This is a genomic window from Burkholderia singularis (assembly GCF_900176645.1).
Lineage (GTDB): Bacteria > Pseudomonadota > Gammaproteobacteria > Burkholderiales > Burkholderiaceae > Burkholderia > Burkholderia singularis.
On record NZ_FXAN01000041.1, the window covers coordinates 44,874 to 61,475 of the forward strand.

13 protein-coding genes are annotated in these 16,602 nt (G+C 64.2%); 8 read left to right on the forward strand and 5 right to left on the reverse strand.

Annotated features, from left to right (window positions below):
- Window positions 1-157 precede the first annotated feature (157 nt).
- Window positions 158-1,387 carry an MFS transporter gene (locus BSIN_RS07600; RefSeq protein WP_089340041.1) on the forward strand — a complete coding sequence of 410 codons (1,230 nt, stop codon included), beginning with the start codon at window positions 158-160 and terminating at the stop codon, window positions 1,385-1,387.
- A 60-nt stretch (window positions 1,388-1,447) separates the two neighbouring features.
- On the opposite strand, the gene BSIN_RS07605 is transcribed toward BSIN_RS07600, so the two are convergent.
- The 4 genes from BSIN_RS07605 to BSIN_RS07620 form a co-directional block, all read right to left on the reverse strand.
- Window positions 1,448-2,764: an SGNH/GDSL hydrolase family protein gene (locus BSIN_RS07605; protein ID WP_089340042.1), complete on the reverse strand. Its 1,317-nt coding sequence runs from the start codon at window positions 2,762-2,764 to the stop codon at window positions 1,448-1,450.
- A gap of 245 nt (window positions 2,765-3,009) precedes the next feature.
- On the reverse strand, window positions 3,010-3,951 hold the full coding sequence (locus BSIN_RS07610; RefSeq protein WP_089340043.1) for a glycosyltransferase family 2 protein: 942 nt from the start codon (window positions 3,949-3,951) through the stop codon (window positions 3,010-3,012).
- Window positions 3,952-4,484: 533 nt separating this feature from the next.
- The gene (locus BSIN_RS07615; protein ID WP_089340044.1) at window positions 4,485-5,768 is read right to left on the reverse strand and encodes an SGNH/GDSL hydrolase family protein; all 1,284 of its coding nucleotides are present in this window, start codon (window positions 5,766-5,768) and stop codon (window positions 4,485-4,487) included.
- A gap of 231 nt (window positions 5,769-5,999) precedes the next feature.
- Entirely contained in the window at window positions 6,000-7,142 is a 1,143-nt protein-coding gene (locus BSIN_RS07620) for a DUF6670 family protein (RefSeq protein ID WP_089340067.1), read from the reverse strand.
- A 184-nt stretch (window positions 7,143-7,326) separates the two neighbouring features.
- On the opposite strand from BSIN_RS07620, the gene BSIN_RS07625 reads away from it, so the two are divergent.
- The 6 genes from BSIN_RS07625 to BSIN_RS07650 all read left to right on the forward strand — a co-directional run bounded on the left by BSIN_RS07625 (window position 7,327) and on the right by BSIN_RS07650 (window position 14,981).
- Window positions 7,327-8,367 (forward strand): AraC family transcriptional regulator, encoded by a 1,041-nt coding sequence (locus BSIN_RS07625; protein WP_089340045.1) that lies wholly within the window; start codon window positions 7,327-7,329, stop codon window positions 8,365-8,367.
- A 360-nt stretch (window positions 8,368-8,727) separates the two neighbouring features.
- Window positions 8,728-9,876: a glutamine-hydrolyzing carbamoyl-phosphate synthase small subunit gene (carA, locus tag BSIN_RS07630; RefSeq protein WP_059513866.1), complete on the forward strand. Its 1,149-nt coding sequence runs from the start codon at window positions 8,728-8,730 to the stop codon at window positions 9,874-9,876.
- Between the two features lie 33 nt (window positions 9,877-9,909).
- The gene (gene leuE, locus BSIN_RS07635) at window positions 9,910-10,572 is read left to right on the forward strand and encodes a leucine efflux protein LeuE (protein WP_069234671.1); all 663 of its coding nucleotides are present in this window, start codon (window positions 9,910-9,912) and stop codon (window positions 10,570-10,572) included.
- A gap of 57 nt (window positions 10,573-10,629) precedes the next feature.
- Entirely contained in the window at window positions 10,630-13,884 is a 3,255-nt protein-coding gene (gene carB, locus BSIN_RS07640; RefSeq protein WP_089340046.1) for a carbamoyl-phosphate synthase large subunit, read from the forward strand.
- A 117-nt stretch (window positions 13,885-14,001) separates the two neighbouring features.
- Complete coding sequence (gene greA, locus BSIN_RS07645; protein ID WP_089340047.1) at window positions 14,002-14,478, forward strand: transcription elongation factor GreA; 477 nt, start codon at window positions 14,002-14,004, stop codon at window positions 14,476-14,478.
- Complete coding sequence (locus BSIN_RS07650; protein ID WP_089340048.1) at window positions 14,478-14,981, forward strand: DUF4149 domain-containing protein; 504 nt, start codon at window positions 14,478-14,480, stop codon at window positions 14,979-14,981. Before greA ends, BSIN_RS07650 begins: the two co-directional genes overlap by 1 nt.
- A gap of 128 nt (window positions 14,982-15,109) precedes the next feature.
- Here BSIN_RS07650 and BSIN_RS07655 read toward each other — a convergent pair whose 3' ends face one another.
- Window positions 15,110-15,661, reverse strand: a complete 552-nt coding sequence (locus tag BSIN_RS07655) for a YhbY family RNA-binding protein (RefSeq protein WP_089340049.1) — start codon at window positions 15,659-15,661, stop codon at window positions 15,110-15,112.
- A 204-nt stretch (window positions 15,662-15,865) separates the two neighbouring features.
- On the opposite strand from BSIN_RS07655, the gene BSIN_RS07660 reads away from it, so the two are divergent.
- The gene (locus BSIN_RS07660; protein WP_059513848.1) at window positions 15,866-16,528 is read left to right on the forward strand and encodes an RlmE family RNA methyltransferase; all 663 of its coding nucleotides are present in this window, start codon (window positions 15,866-15,868) and stop codon (window positions 16,526-16,528) included.
- The last annotated feature ends 74 nt before the right edge of the window (window positions 16,529-16,602 follow it).

Consider the following 16,602-nt stretch of genomic DNA (forward strand, 5'->3'; position numbering starts at 1 on the left):
CGCGGCAGGGGCTTTCGGCGCCGCGGCCAAGCGTCGACTATCATCGGAAAACGCCGTCACCTGGGTGACGGCGTTTTTGTTTGCGCCCGGCCGCCGTGCTTGTGTCCGCTCTTGCGCCGAGCGCCGTCGGCCCGGCGTTTTTGCGTCGGTGACCACCATGTCCTTCGTGCAGTTCCGCGTATTCGCGTTGTTCGCGATCGGCTATTTCGTTTCCTATGTCTATCGGGGCGTGAATCTCGGTTTCGCGCCTTTGATTACCCGTGATCTCGGCCTGTCGGCCGCCGATCTCGGGCTGTTGACGAGCCTCTATTTCCTGGGTTTCGCGCTCGCGCAGATTCCAGCGGGCGTGTTGCTCGACCGTTATGGCCCGCGCCGCGTCTGCGCCGCGCTGCTGTTGGTCGCGGCGGCGGGCGCGTGGGTGTTCGGGGCCGCGCACAGTGTCGGCGCGATGATGGCCGGGCGGCTGATGATCGGCATCGGTGTATCGGTATGCCTGGGCGGCGCGTTCAAGGCGCTCGCGCAGCATTTCCCGATCGCGCGGCTGCCGCTTATGAACGGCTTCGTGATGGCGGTGGGCGGTTTGGGCGGCGTGGTGGTCGGCTCGCCGCTGTCGTGGTTGTTGAGCTTTTCCGGCTGGCGTGCGGTATGCGTAGGGCTCGGCGTGATGACTGTCGCGGTGGCCGCGGCACTGTGGGTGTTCGCACCCGATGCGAACCAGGAGCGCCGCGATGCGGGTATTGCAAGCCAGTTCGTCGGCACTTGGCGGATCATCACGAATCGTGCGTTTTGGAAAATCGCGTCGTTCTCGGTCGTCACGCAAGGCGTGTTTTATGCGATGCAGTCACTGTGGGTCGGTGCGTATCTGCGCGACGTCGGCGGGTATGCGCCGCACGATGCGGCCGCGCTCGTGTCGGTGCTCGGCTTCGCGATGATGGCGGGGTGCGTCGGTTTCGGCGCGGCTGCGCGTGGCCTTGAGCGGCGCGGCGTGTCGCTGTATGCGTTCTGCGGGATCGGAATGATGCTGTTCGTCGCGACCCAGCTCGCGATCATGCTGCGCGCGCCGTTACCCGCCGCGCTGCTGTGGTCGGCATATGGCGTGTTCGGCGGAGTCGGCATCCTCAGCTATGCGGTGCTCGCCGAATATTTTCCGGCGCACTTGATCGGCCGTGCGAATACGACGCTCACATTGGTCATTTTCGTGTTGATTTTCGGGTTTCAAATCGGCGTCGGCGCGGTGCTGTCGCAGTGGCCGACGCAGGCGGCGCACTATCCGGTGCACGCGCATTTGACTGCGTGGGGTTTGCTGATCGCGCTGCAACTCGCAAGCGCGGTCTGGTATGCATTGCCGGATCGCACGCCCGCCAAGCCGGCGCGCGAGGTCGTGTGAGGATCGGGTGACCGGCCGCGGGCCCGGCCGCGGCGCGCGCCGGCGGCCGGGCCCAATGGCTTAACGGCGATAGCGCAACGATTGAATGATCACTTCCCAGAGGGGCACGGCATTGGCCACTGCCGCATAGCCCGCATCATTCGGATGCAGGCCGTCGCTGCTGAGATAGCGCGCCTGAATGACCGACGGATTGGCGGGATCGCGCAACGCGGCGTCGAAGTCCGCGACGCCGTCGAACGCGCCCGACGTCCGGATCCATGTATTCACCTGTTGGCGGGTTTGCTCGAGCGGCGCGGGCGACAGCAACGCCGGCGCGAGCGTTGCGCCGATCACCGAGATGCCGTGCTGGTGCGCGACGGCGATGATCCGTTGATAGCCGTCGACCAATGATTGGAAGTCGCCCTGCTTGTGCGGCGCGAGGCAATCGAGCCCAGGCTGCGGCTGCGCTGCCGCGAAGCCGATATCGTTATCGCCGGCTTGCAGGATCACCACCTTGACGCCGGGGTGCGCGAGCACGTCTCGTTCGAAGCGGTTTTCCACGGCCGCGCCGTAGCACACGGAATCGTTCAGCAGCCGGTTGCCGGTGAGGCCGAGGTTGAGAACGCCGATCTCGCGCGCGCCGACTTTCGCGAGACGCGCCGCGAACGCATCGGTCCAGCGCCGGTTCAGATTCACGCTCGAGCCTTCGCTGTCGGTGAGCGAATCGCCGATGGCGGCAACCGTCGAGGCGAACGGCAGATGCTTTTGCACCGCCAGCTCCGTCATCCATGCGTAATGCGTGATGCCGTTCTGGTAGGCGTCGGCTGCCGTGTCGCTCGTGTGATCGCCGACGTCGGACACGTAATTGACCTGGTTCGACACACCGTGCCACACCGTCATTTTCTGCTGATCGCCCAGATACAGACTGAGCGCATACGGCACGCCCGCCTTCACGGCATAGGGAATGGGGTCCGTGTCCAGTTCTTGACCGGGCGACAGCGTGACTTCGGTCGCGCCGCTGAACGTCGCCGCGACTGAACTGTTGGCGGTGAGCGCAGCGCCGCCCGCCGACTGGCCGATCCTCAACGCTTTGACCACGAGCGGCGCATTGCTGTAGGCGTTGCTGACGCGGATGCGCACGGCCTGCCCGGAGAGCGTCGGGTAGACGATCTGTCTGAACGTGCGTCCTCCGACATCGGGCGTCGGGAAGATGGCCTGCGAATTATCGGGGATGGGCTCGAGTGCGGTCGCCCACGCGGAGACCCAGTGCGGCGCCAGTAGGTTGGTATTCGGTGAAGCTGCGCTGGCCGCGTGCGATGCGCCTAGCGCAATGCCGACGCCATAGACAACTGAGTAGAACCAATGCCTGAGTGCATGCCTGTGTGCCGTCGGTTTCATTCTTCTATTCCTCTCACAAAAGGTCACCGAGCGCTCAGGGTATTGGATTGCGTCAACCGTTCTGTGCGCATGCTTACTCAAACCGAAAAGGGATGAAACTTTTCGTAGGCCGAAAGGATTGGGAAAGCTTGACGAGGCTGCGCCGACAGCGTTTCATCTTTTATTGCCGCCGCTCGCGGGCGTGAGGGGGGCGTTGGCTTTCGATGGCGGAGGACCGGCATTTCGGGCGCTCGCGCCGGCGGCATTCAGCTCGATCCGGCCGCCTGCAACGCTTCGATGCGCGCGCACGCGCTGTCGTACCAATACTGAATATATATAATCAATGCCGATGGATTTTCTCCATAATAAGACGTCGTTTTGCGATGCATGCGCCGCAGCAATTCGATGCATGCATTTAATTGCCGGATATCGGTCAAATGCTCGACGCCATATTGCTGGCATTCAATGAGCGGAAGCAGGGTGTTGCGTTCGGCTTCCGTAAGCTCCGGATAAAAGGCATGCAAAATCACTGCTCTATTTTGATGCACGGCAATGCGCATCGCGCCTATATCGCGGCTGATGTTGGTTTCGTGCAGCCGGTAAAGTGCAAGCACCCGGTCGATATTTGCGAAGTGTGCGCCGGCCAGCATCGCGTCGATCCAAAAACGATGATCGCGAGCGGACGGCAGGGCCGGATTCCACCAAATATTCCGCGCCATGAACCAGCATCGGCGCCACATGGTCGTCGACGTAATAAAATGGCCGCCGCCGTCGAGTAGCGCACACTTGATGTCCGCATCCGCCAGCATGACGCTGGACCGATTATCCTGACCGAGGATATTCACGTTGCCTCCTGTCAGCGTGACGTGCGGATTGTGATCCAGCACGTCCACCTGATAGGCCAGGCGCTCCGGCAGTGCAACATCGTCGGCATCGAGCCTGGCAATGTACGTCCCGCGCGCCGCGGCTATGGCGACATTGGTGGCGACGGCCTCTCCTTGGTTGGTTGCAAAGGTAATCACCCGAACGCGGGGATCGCCGAGAAATTGATTGAGTAGATGGGCTGTGTTGTCGGTCGAGCCGTCATTGACGACGATTACTTCAAAATCTTGGTACGTTTGCGTCAAAATGGATTCGACAGCCTCGCCAATAAAGCGTGCTGCGTTGAATGCCGGAATGATGACTGATATCCGAGGGTAAGCTGGCATGGCCTGCTCATTATTTGGTGGATTTTATTTTTCCAATAAACTGGATAAATCTATGTTTACCGCCGCCGATGGCCGAAAGGCGCGGAGAGCCGTGCCGCCGGCTCGCGTGCCGACCGGCACAGGCGGTTTTGCGGAAAGACGCCAAAATCTAATTGGTGTTTGACGCATGCTCGGGCGTTGAATCCATTGCCTGTTCGCCATGCAAGTGTAGGCGATTGTAGCGGCTCGCAATTGCCGGATGATCGGAGTCGGGCCTGCGTGCGATCATGATGCGGCGATTCTTGATGCCGCATCCGTGCTTGTCAAAAAAATAATGACAAGCGTAAGCGTCTAATCCATGAAAAGCGCGATATCGACGAGACGCGGATGACTGAATGGCGCGGCGAATAAAACCGGTTGCGTGGCGAGCGCGTTGCGCGCGCATGCATGGACGCGGCGGCGCAAGGGCGGTGTGCGCCGAGCCATCCGGACGTTTCGATTTGGGCGGCCGTTCGACGCGCACGTTTGCCGCGCGTCGCATGACGCCGCGGGGTTCACCGCGCCTCGGCGCGGGCCGTGATTGGGTCGATCGGCACGGCCTTGGCCATCGCCGCATAACCCGCATCGTTCGGGTGAATGTCGTCGCCGCTGTTGTAATTCGGCAGGAGTGCCGATGGATTCGCCGGATCGCGCACCGCGGCGTCGAAATCCACGATTCCGTCGAATGCACCCGAGCTCCGGATCCACGCGTTCACTTTTTGGCGTACAGCCTCGCGTTCGGGCGGCATTGACGTCGGTGTCAGCGTGCCGCCGAATATCGCAATGCCGTGCTCGTGCGCGGCGGCGATCATGCGCTGATAGCCGTCGATCAGCGCCTGGGCATCCGGTTTGATGCGCGGGGCGAAGCAATCGACGCCCGATAGCGGCACGGGCGCGGCGATGAAGTTGATATCGTTCACGCCGATCATCAGGATTGCGACCTTCACGCTGGAGCGTGCCAGTACGTCGCGCGCAAAGCGCTTTTCGAGCGCGACGCCGAGGCAGCGCGAATCGGTGAGCAGTCGGTTGCCGCTGATGCCGAGATTGACGACGCCGAGTTCGCGCTCGCCCGCTTGTGCGAGGCGCCGGGCAAACTCGTCCGGCCAGCGGCGATTCAGATTCGTGCTGGAGTGCAGGCCGTCCGTGAGCGAATCGCCGACTGCCGCGATCGCCGCGGCGCGTCGTGACGGCGGCGCGGCGACCGCGAGTTCCGTCACCCAAGCGGAATTCGTGATGCTGGTCGGATAGGCGCGCGCATTCGCATCCGATGTATGGTCGCCCGGCTCGGACACGTAATTGACCTGCATGGCGGTGCCGTGCCATGCGCGCATCGTCTGCCGCTCGCCGACATACAGGCTGAGCGCGTAAGGCTTGCCTGCGTCGATGTCGAATTCGATCGGATCGCTCTGCGCATCCTGACCGGGCGGCAGTTCGATCGCACGCCGGCCGCCGAACGTCACGACGGCCGAGTGGGGTGCCGCGAGCGCGGCGCTGCTTCCTGTCGAAGGCGCGATGCGCAGCGCGTTGACCACGAGCGGCGTATCGCTGTATGCGTTGCTCACGCGAATGCGCGCGGCGTGGCCGGAAAGCGTCGGGTAAACGATCTCGCGAACGGTGCGGCCCGCGACATCCACTGCGCCATACGACGGGTCCGGAATCGCGTGCAGCGCGCTCGCCCATGCGGCGACCCAATGCGGCGCGGCGTCAGAAGCGGTGTGGCGTTGCGCGAGCGCGGCGGCGGATGCGGCGAATGCGATGCAACACGCGATCGCGACGAGCCGTTGCGTGATCGTTTTCATGGGACGGGCCCTACGATGAGGATTCCGGATTATATATACGGGCCGCCTCCCGTCGTGCTGCGGAGCAGGCTTTGCCGTCGGGCGTCTCAATCGGACCGGGCAAGCGAAACTGCGCCGGTCCGCTGTATTGTCCGGGCGGGTTGCGGCGGCAGCGCGGGCGCGGCGCGCGGCCGGTTCGCACCGTCGAGCCGGGGTCTGCCGGGTACGAAGCGCTGCGCCGTGCCGCACCGCTCATCGACGTTGATCGACGTACTCGATGTAACCGCGCCCGCTGATCGGCTCTGCGCCGCGCATCCCTTCCCACCGGTAGCCGCCGACGTAGCCGGTGCCGACGCCGAACAGCATCGGCGTATCGACGGTCCCTTCGATCACGAACAAGTCGTTGCCCTGCGTATCGCGCAGCGTCCAGATGAACTGCCTGGGCAGCGGCATCGTCGAGCCGTCGGGCGCGACGGCCGGCTCGGATTGCAGGCTCAGCACCCGGAAATGGACGTCGGCATCGAGCCGATGCGCGCATTCGCCCAGGATGCGCAGGTGCGCGTAGGTTGTCGGATGACCGTCGAACTGGACGTGCGACAGCAGAAGTTGCGTCTCCGCATCGAGATCGATCACGTGATAGCTGAGCACGTCCCACGGCAGTTTCGCGGCTTTCGGCAGAAAGCGGTTGTACAGCAGGTACGGTGACGAGCCGCGTGCATATTCGTAGGTGCAGAGCCCCGCCACGCCGATTGACGTGCCTTCGTGCTCGATCCTGCCGCGATAGCGGGTGACGAGCACGATATGGTCGAAGAGCGGACCTTTCGCAAGCCAGGTGATGTCGCCCGTCGCGTGCAGCCGCAGGTCGACCGCGAAGCCCGCGCGCCGGCTCTTCAATTGGAAATCGGGATAGCGGCCGGCAAGCAGCAGCTCGTTGCCGAAGCGCAGCAGGCTGCCGTCGTCGCGCAATTCCACGTCTTGCGGTATCGAATAGCGTGTGAAGTGGCCGTCGACGGCCGCCGCCGTGCCATGCACGAGCGTCGCGGTGCGCAGCGGGCCGTCGCCCGGCTGGGCTGCGAAATCGGTGTCGAATGCGCGCATGCCGGCGTTGCCGATTATTGCTCTGCAAGCGAGAAATTGATGCGGGTCTGGCAGATTCGAAATCGTCACACCGTAATGCGTGAGGCCGAAGCGGCACGAGCCGCCGTTCGGCGGGAATATCAACGGTGCGGGCGGCGCGGGCCGCACGGACGGCTTCACGGGCCGCAGCAACAGCTCGGCCGCCTTTCCCATCAGATGGCTGCGCAGGCCGCGCAGGCCATGCGGGCGCCGCCTGCTGTCGATCAGCGGCGGGCTTGGCGGAGCGAGGAAATCGCGCGTGTCGAGGAAGGTGTCCATGAGTTTCCTTGTGTTGGCCGGATGCGCCCGGCGATGCGATGCACGGGCATCGCCGTCGCGGAGCCGCTGCTCGCTGGCATGACGGCCCGCAATTCGCGATCCGGGTTCGATGAGGGAAAGATCGCATTGAACGTAACATTGATCAATGGCAAATTGGGCGAATTCCGAACATTTGAGGCCACTCATGACGACTGCGCGTGCACATTGGAATCCGGCGTTTCCGGTCGGCCGGATCGACGTGCTGCTCGACATCGGCGCGCAGCAGGGGTTGAGCACGCGGGATTGCCTGGCGGGCAGCGGCGTGGCGCCGGATGGTCCGGGCGATCCGGCCGTGGCGTCGACGGCGGCGCAAGAGTTGCGCATCGTGCGCAATCTGAAGCGGCTGCTGGGGCCGGACTTTCCGCTCGGCATCGAGATCGGCCGGCGCTATCACGCGACCGCATACGGCATCTGGGGCCTGGCGCTGCTCAGCAGCGCGACGCTCGGCGACGCGATCGCGACCGGCCTGCGCCATCTGCGGCTGACGTCGACCTTCTGCGGCATCCGCCCGGCCGTGCGAGGCGGTGATCCCGCGCTGATCGTCGATGACCGCGATTTGCCGGCGGATGTGCGCGACACGCTGGTCGAAATGACGATCGCCGCGCTTATCACCCTGCAATTCGATCTGGACCCGGCGAATCTGCCGGTCAAGGGCATTGCGCTCAAGATGCGCAGACCCGCATACGCGGATCTCTATGCGGCGCTGTTCGGTGCGATGCCCGAGTTCGGCGCGGCGCAAAACGCGCTGACGGTCGACGCGCCGTGTCTGGGCTCGAAACTGCCGCAAAGCAACGCGCTGACGTGGCGGGCATGCGACGACGAATGCCGCCGCATGCTCGAGCGCCGCAGCCGCGGCGACGATGACGGCCGCGGCCACGGCTGGGCCGAGCGTGTGCGCAGCCGCGTTGCCGGCGATCCAATGCCGTGCCTGACGATGGTGGCGCTCGCTGCCGAGTTCGGCATGAGCGCGCGCACGTTGCGGCGGCGTTTGGCCGATGAGGGGACGGATTACGAGACGATCGTCGGTGAGATGCGCGAGCGCCTGGCCGGAGAACTGCTGGTGACGACGGCGTTGCCGATTCCTTCGGTGGCGGAGCGGCTCGGCTATGCGGAGCCGTCTTCGTTTGCGCGGGCGTTCCGGCGCTGGAAGGGCGTTTCGCCGCTCGCGTACCGGCGCTCCGCTTGACGCGCGCGTTTCGTCGGCCGCCGGCCTGGTTCGGGTACGCGGAATTTTCATCCGCAGGCGCTGGGGGAAAGCTGTCCGGCGATTGAGGATAATGATTGTTTCACGCTATAATTCGAAAGTTTGTGCTAATCAACCTCGCACCCTAGCGCCTACCTCCATCACCCCTTCATCCGCCGCACGCCGCTTGACGCGGGCGATGCCGCGAAACCTGCGTGCGCCGTCGAGTCCGCGCGGTTTCGCGTTTTGCCCCGGCCGGTAAGCGAGCGCGCTGCCGCCGCGTGCGGCTCGCGCGCCGGCGCGCAAGTCAGTGCGCGGCAGGAAGACAGGTCGGCGGCAAGGGTGTCCCCCAAGGAGTCTCCCGTGTTGCCGTCTTTTTCTCCCGCTTTGCTCGCACTTGCCGACGGCACGGTTTTTCGCGGTTATTCGATCGGCGCGTCTGGCCAGACGATCGGCGAAGTCGTGTTCAACACCGCGATCACCGGCTATCAGGAAATCCTCACTGATCCGAGCTACGCGCGCCAGATCGTCACGCTGACCTACCCGCACATCGGCAACGTCGGCGTGAACGGCGAGGACGTCGAAGCGACCAAGGTGCATGCGGCCGGCCTCATCGTGCGCGACCTGCCTGCGCTCGCGTCGAACTTCCGCTGCACGCGCGCGCTCGGCGACTATTTGCGCGACGAGGGCGTGGTCGCGATCGCGGGCATCGACACCCGCAAGCTGACCCGCATCCTGCGCGACAAGGGCGCGCAAAACGGCTGCATCCTGACGGGCTCCGACGACGAAGCGAAGGCGCTTGCGTTCGCACGCTCGTTTCCGGGCCTGGCCGGGATGGATCTCGCGAAGGTCGTGTCGACGACGAAGCCGTTCGAATGGAAGCAGACCGAATGGCGTCTCGGCAGCGGCTACGGCATGCAGGAAACGCCGCGTTACCGCGTCGTCGCGTATGACTTCGGCGTTAAGTACAACATCCTGCGCATGCTGGCCGAGCGCGGCTGCCATGTGAGCGTGCTGCCCGCGCAGTCGAGCGCGGCCGAAGCGCTCGCGCTGAATCCGGACGGCATCTTCCTGTCGAACGGCCCGGGCGACCCCGAGCCGTGCGATTACGCGATCGCCGCGGCGAAGGAATTCATCGAGCGCGGCGTGCCGACGTTCGGCATTTGCCTCGGTCATCAGATCATGGGCCTCGCGGTGGGCGCGAAGACGCTCAAGATGAAGACGGGCCACCATGGCGCGAATCATCCGGTGAAGGATCTCGCGAACGGGCGCGTCGTGATCACGTCGCAGAATCACGGTTTCGCGGTCGATGCCGACTCGCTGCCCGCGAACGCGCGTGCGACGCACGTATCGCTGTTCGACGGCACGCTGCAGGGCTTCGAGCTGACCGACAAGCCCGCGTTCTGCTTCCAGGGCCACCCGGAGGCGTCGCCCGGCCCGCACGACATCGGCTATCTGTTCGATCGCTTCACCGCGCTGATGGATGCCGCGAAGGCGAAGAGCGCCGCCTGACGGCGGCGCCGCATCGATCAAGGAGGCGCGCTCATGATAGGCCACGCACTCGGCATCACCGATCTCTGGACTTACGTGTTCGGCGTGATCTTCATCGTCCTGTTGCCGGGGCCGAATTCGATGTATGTGCTGTCGATCGCCGCGCAGCGCGGCGTGAAGCTCGGCTATCGCGCCGCGTGCGGCGTGTTTGCCGGCGACGCGGTGCTGATGGTGCTGTCGGCGGCAGGCGTCGCGTCGCTGCTGAAAGCGAATCCGTTGCTGTTTTCGGCCGTCAAGTACGGCGGCGCCGCATACCTGCTGTACCTCGGCATCGGCATGCTGCGCGGCGCGTGGCGCAAGCTGCGCGCGCCGGCCGCGGCCGATAGTGCGCCGCCCGGGCGCGCCGTCGACGGCGCGCGGCCGTTTCGCAAGGCGTTGGTCGTGAGCCTCTTGAATCCGAAGGCGATCCTGTTCCTGATCTCGTTCTTCATTCAATTCGTCGATCCGGGCTACGCGCATCCGGTGCTGTCGTTCATCGTGCTGGGCGCGATCATGCAGCTCGCGAGCTTCCTGTACCTGAGCACGCTGATCTTCGCCGGCGCACGCCTTGCCGCCGCCTTTCGCCGCCGCCGCAAGGTCGCGGCAAGCGCCACGGGCGGCCTGGGCGGCTTGTTCGTCGGTTTTTCCGTGAAGCTCGCGTTCGCGACGCTGAGCTGAGCGGCGCGCGCACGCTAAGACGCGCATTAACGAATCATTTTTTGAATCCCGAAAGCCATGCCAAAACGCACAGACATCAACAGCATCCTCATCATCGGCGCCGGTCCGATCATCATCGGTCAGGCGTGCGAGTTCGACTATTCGGGCGCGCAGGCATGCAAGGCATTGCGTGAGGAAGGCTACAAGGTCGTTCTCGTCAATAGCAATCCGGCGACGATCATGACCGATCCGAATACGGCCGATGTCACCTACATCGAGCCGATCACGTGGGAGGTCGTCGCGCGCATCATCGAAAAGGAGCGCCCGGATGCGATCCTGCCGACGATGGGCGGCCAGACCGCGCTCAATTGCGCGCTCGATCTGCATCACCACGGCGTGCTCGAGAAATTCGGCGTCGAATTGATCGGCGCGTCACCCGCCGCGATCGACAAGGCCGAGGATCGCCAGAAGTTCAAGGACGCGATGACGAAGATCGGCTTGGGCTCCGCGAAGTCGGGCATCGCGCATTCGATGGAAGAAGCGTCGAAAGTCCACGCGGAAATCACCGCCGCGACGGGCGGCAGCGGCTATCCGGTGGTGATCCGGCCGTCGTTCACGCTGGGCGGCTCGGGCGGCGGCATTGCGTACAACCGTGAGGAGTTCGAGGAAATCTGCAAACGCGGCCTCGACCTGTCGCCGACGCACGAGCTGCTGATCGAGGAATCGCTGCTCGGCTGGAAGGAGTACGAGATGGAGGTCGTGCGCGACCGCGCCGACAACTGCATCATCGTCTGCTCGATCGAAAACCTCGATCCGATGGGCGTGCATACCGGCGATTCGATCACGGTCGCCCCGGCGCAGACGCTTACCGACAAGGAATATCAGATCCTGCGCAACGCGTCGCTCGCGGTGCTGCGCGAGATCGGCGTCGACACCGGCGGCTCGAACGTGCAGTTCGCGATCAACCCGCGCGATGGCCGGATGGTCGTGATCGAAATGAATCCGCGCGTATCGCGCTCGTCGGCGCTTGCGTCGAAGGCCACCGGCTTTCCGATCGCGAAGGTCGCCGCGAAGCTCGCGGTCGGCTACACGCTCGACGAGCTGAGAAACGAAATCACGGGCGGCCAGACGCCGGCATCGTTCGAGCCGACGATCGACTACGTGGTCACGAAGATTCCGCGTTTCGCATTCGAGAAATTCCGCGAGGCCGATTCTCGGCTGACCACGCAGATGAAGTCGGTCGGCGAGGTAATGGCGATCGGCCGCACGTTCCAGGAGTCGTTCCAGAAGGCGCTGCGCGGTCTCGAGGTCGGCGTCGACGGTCTCGACGAGAAGACCACGGATCGCGACGAAATCGTGCGCGAGATCGGCGAGCCGGGGCCGGACCGGATCTGGTATGTCGGCGACGCGTTCCGCGCGGGCATGTCGCGCGAGCAGATCTTCGAGGAAACCGCGATCGATCCGTGGTTCCTCGCGCAAATCGAGCAGATCGTGCTGAAGGAAAAGGCGATCGCCGGCCGCACGCTCGCGAGCCTGACCCATGACGAGCTGCGCTATCTGAAGCAAAGCGGTTTTTCCGACCGCCGTCTCGCGAAGCTGCTCGGCGCGACGCCTGCCGACGTGCGCGCGCGCCGTCTCGATCTGAACGTGCGCCCCGTCTACAAGCGCGTCGATACATGCGCGGCGGAATTCGCGACGAAGACCGCCTACATGTATTCGACGTATGACGACGAATGCGAGGCGCAGCCGACGGCAAACAAGAAGATCATGGTGCTGGGCGGCGGCCCGAACCGGATCGGGCAGGGCATCGAGTTCGACTACTGCTGCGTGCACGCGGCGCTCGCGATGCGCGAGGACGGTTACGAGACCATCATGGTCAACTGCAACCCGGAGACTGTATCGACCGACTACGACACGTCCGATCGTTTGTACTTCGAACCATTGACGCTCGAGGACGTGCTCGAAATCGTCGACAAGGAAAAGCCGGCCGGCGTGATCGTCCAGTACGGCGGCCAGACGCCGCTGAAGCTCGCGCTCGATCTCGGCGCTCACGGCGTGCCGATCGTCGGCACGTCGCCGGACATGATCGATGCGGCCGAGGACCGCGAACGCTTCCAGAAGCTGCTGCAGGATCTCGGCCTGCGCCAGCCGCCGAACCGCACCGCGCGCGCCGAAGGTGAAGCGCTCGCGCTTGCCGCCGAGATCGGCTATCCGCTCGTCGTGCGTCCGTCATACGTGCTGGGCGGCCGCGCGATGGAGATCGTCCATGAGCCGCGCGACCTCGAGCGCTACATGCGCGAGGCGGTGAAGGTGTCGAACGATTCGCCGGTGCTGCTCGACCGCTTTTTGAACGACGCGATCGAGTGCGACGTCGATTGCATTTGCGACGGGGAGGCCGTGTTCATCGGCGGCGTGATGGAGCACATCGAGCAGGCTGGCGTTCACTCGGGCGATTCGGCGTGCTCGCTGCCGCCTTACTCGTTGTCGGCGCAAACCGTTGCCGAACTCAAGCGCCAGACGGCCGCGATGGCCAAGGCGCTGAACGTGGTCGGCCTGATGAACGTGCAGTTCGCGATTCAGCAGGTGCCGCAGCAGGACGGCTCGAAACAGGACATCATCTACGTGCTCGAAGTGAACCCGCGCGCGTCGCGCACGGTGCCTTACGTGTCGAAGGCGACGAGCCTGCCGCTCGCGAAGATCGCCGCGCGGGCGATGGTCGGCCAGACGCTCGCGCAGCAGGGCGTCACGAAGGAAGTCGAGCCGCCGTACTTCAGCGTGAAGGAAGCGGTGTTCCCGTTCATCAAGTTCCCGACCGTCGATCCGGTGCTCGGGCCGGAGATGCGCTCGACGGGCGAGGTGATGGGCGTCGGCCAGACGTTCGGCGAGGCGCTCTTCAAGTCGCAGCTCGCGGCGGGATCGCGCCTGCCGGAATCGGGCACGGTGCTGTTGACCGTGATGGATGCCGATAAGCCCAAGGCGGTCGAGGTCGCGCGCATGCTGCACGATCTCGGCTATCCGCTCGTGGCGACGAAGGGCACGGCTGCCGCGATCGAGGCCGCCGGCGTGCCGGTGAAGGTAGTCAACAAGGTCAAGGACGGCCGCCCGCACATCGTCGACATGATCAAGAACGGCGAGATCGCGCTCGTGTTCACGACGGTCGACGAGACGCGCGCGGCGATCGCCGATTCGCGCTCGATCCGAATGAGCGCGCAGGCACAAAAGGTCACGTATTACACGACCATGTCCGGTGCGCGCGCGGCAGTTGAAGGGTTGCGCTATCTGAAGAACTTGGAAGTCTATGATTTACAAGGCCTGCATGCTCGCCTAAACTAAGCCTCCAGTTACCTGTCGAAGCAACACGTGCCGCGGTTGAGCGGCGTTTCCGGTGTTTCGGAAATGCGCTTAATCGCGGTGATTTTTTTTATAGCCGTTTTAGCTATTGAGTCGTTTATGAGCACCATTCCGTTGACGAAGCGTGGCGCAGATCAACTGCGCGATGAATTACAGCGCCTGAAGTCGGTCGAGCGGCCGGCTGTGATCAACGCGATCGCCGAGGCGCGTGCGCAGGGTGACTTGTCCGAAAACGCCGAATACGACGCCGCGAAGGAAAAGCAGGGCTTTATCGAGGGCCGGATCGCCGAAATCGAATCGAAGCTGTCGGCCGCGCAAATCATCGATCCGACCGCGCTGGATGCCGATGGCCGCGTGGTATTCGCAGCAACGGTCGAACTCGAGGATCTCGCGTCCGGCAACACGGTCAAGTACCAGATCGTCGGCGACGACGAAGCCGATCTCGATCACGGCCTGATTTCGGTCAGCTCGCCGATCGCGCGGGCGTTGATCGGCAAATCCGAAGGCGATGTCGCGGCGGTTCAGGCGCCGAGCGGCGTGCGTGAATACGAAATCATCTCGGTGCTGTATATCTGATGGCCGGTTCCGCGGCCCCGCATCGCTTCTTTCGCCTGCTGGCGACGATCTGGGTCGGCAGCCTGCTGACGATCGGTTATGCGGTCGCGCCCGTGCTATTTGCGACGCTCGAACGGACGACGGCAGGCTCGGTCGCCGCGCGGTTGTTCAGCATCGAGGCAACGCTGGGCGTGGTGTGCGGCGTGTTGCTGATTGGTTTGTCGAACCTGCTGGTGCGGCGCGGTCATGATGGTTACCGTTCGCTGCGCTGGTTGCTTGCCGCGATGCTCGGCTGCGTGCTCGCCGGCTATTTCGCATTGCAGCCGTTCATGAACGCGCTGCGCGTCGCCGCGCTCGAGGCGGGTACGGACGTCGGCCATTCGGCGTATGCGACGCGCTTTACGATACTGCATGGCGTATCGAGCGCGTTTTATCTGATCGAGAGCCTGCTCGGCCTCGCGTTGATCTGGCGATTGCCGGTGCGGGACGAAGCCGCGCCATTCGGCCGCGCGCCGCAGCGCTGATCCAGACTCCGGCGAGGGCGCCGCGAGTGCGCTGCGAAAACGCATCGAATACCTCATGCGTGAGCGCGGCGGGCCCGATGCGGCGCGGTGGGCCGCATCGGGGCGATCCGGACGGCCGCTTTTCGCGATTATTTTTCGTTTTGGTGTTGGCGTTTCGCGCTCGACTGACGTTTTTTCGCGCGCTTGACATTACCGCCCGCCGTCACGCGCTCGTTGCCGAGCACGCGTACTTTTTGCGGTTTCGGCCGGCGCACCGCGGGCGCGTTCGGCGATTGCTTGACCACCTTGACGACGCGCGGCGCGCGCCCTTTCGGCGCACGGCCTTCGCTGTCCGCGCCGGCCGCGTTTGCGGCTTCGCGGGCGCTCGGCAGAGCGCGGCGGCCGCGCACCGGCGCGGCTTGAACCTGTTCGGGGCGCCAGATGACGAGCAGCTTGCCGATATGCTGGATTGGCGCGGCGTTCAGACGGTCGCAGATTTCATCGTAGATCGCGATGCGCTCGTCGCGTTCGTCGCCGAACACGCGGATCTTGATGAGCTGATGGGCGGCGAGGTGGACGCGGATCTCAGTGAGCACCGCCTCGGTCAGCCCTTCGGCGCCGATCAGGACGACGGGCTTGAGCGCGTGGGCTTGGGAACGCAGCGCGGAGCGCTCGGCGGGGGAAAGCGAAAGGGCTGGCATCGGAATGACGGAATCGAATCAAATTAACGGCGTGCTGCGCGCGAAGAAGAGCAGCCAAGCGACCGGGCTTTTCTGCGGCGGAGCGCCGAAACCACGTAAAATCGCGGCTTGGGCCTGTTGGGGCCGAAAGCCGCGCCAATAAACCCCGCATTATCCGCTAAAAGTGCGGCTTCACGAAGCAATCGGCAGCAATCTCTCATTCGCATGGCAAAGAATCGCTTTAACCAATCCTGGCTGCATGACCATATCAACGATCCCTACGTCAAAATGGCGCAGCGGGAAGGCTATCGCGCGCGCGCGGCGTACAAGCTCAAGGAGATCGACGAGCAGGACAAGTTGATTCGCCCCGGGCAGGTGATCGTCGATCTGGGCGCGGCGCCGGGGAGCTGGAGCCAGTACGCGCGCAACAAGCTCGCGCAGGGCAAGCGGCGCGATGCGGTGCGCGAGGGCGGCATCGACGGCACGATCATCGCGCTCGACATGCTGCCGATGGAGCCGATCGCCGACGTCCATTTCATCCAGGGCGATTTCCGTGAGGACGATGTGTTGCGCCAATTGGAGGAAGTCCTCGCCGGAAGCCCGGTGGACCTTGTAATTTCGGACATGGCCCCCAACCTGTCCGGCGTCGCGGTCGCGGATGCCGCGCGCATCGAACATGTTTGCGATCTGGCGCTCGAATTCGCGCAGCAACATTTGAAGCCGGATGGAGCCCTTTTAGTGAAATGCTTTCACGGCAGCGGTTACAGCCAGATTGTCGAGAAATTCAAGCATCAGTTCAAAACGGTGGCGCCGCGCAAGCCGAAAGCGTCGCGCGACAAATCGTCCGAAACGTTTATTTTGGGTCGGCATCTAAAGCATTCCCGTTGAAGGCAATGCGTGTCGGTTTCAGCCTCGCCTTGCCGGTCGCGCCCCGCGCCTATTGGCGGGGTAGCGAATCCTTA